1 protein-coding gene is annotated in these 380 nt (G+C 53.9%); it reads right to left on the reverse strand.

Going from position 1 to position 380, the window contains the following annotated elements:
- On the reverse strand, positions 1 to 380 hold a 380-nt coding region (locus tag CCE82_RS12765; protein ID WP_159454557.1), incomplete at both ends, for a Gfo/Idh/MocA family protein.

A 380-nucleotide genomic window follows, 5' to 3' on the forward strand; every position in this document is an offset into this window, starting at 1 on the left:
AACGAGCGTATCGACGACGGCCATGTCCGTTGAATAATTCGATGCGACTGTCGGGTTGCGGTGCGCACAGTGAATCATCAGCGGCTCGCCGACCACGCGGTTGTCAATCGCTTCTTTCAGCTGAACGTAACCGCTGTCATACCTGCGCATGAAACCTACCTGCACCAATCGTTTTCCCGTCTTCATTTCTTCCTCGACAATGCGCATACAGCCTTCTGCCGTTGTCGCAAGCGGCTTTTCACAAAACACGTGCTTGCCGTGCTGAATCGCTTTCAAAACGCTGGACTCGTGAGCCGGGCCCCAGCTTGTCACTAAGACGGCATCCACATTTTCAGCAGCGAGGAGGCTGTCGTCATCAGGATAAACGGAGGCGTTCAAAT

The organism is Staphylococcus cornubiensis, from assembly GCF_900183575.1.
GTDB classification, from domain to species: domain Bacteria; phylum Bacillota; class Bacilli; order Staphylococcales; family Staphylococcaceae; genus Staphylococcus; species Staphylococcus cornubiensis.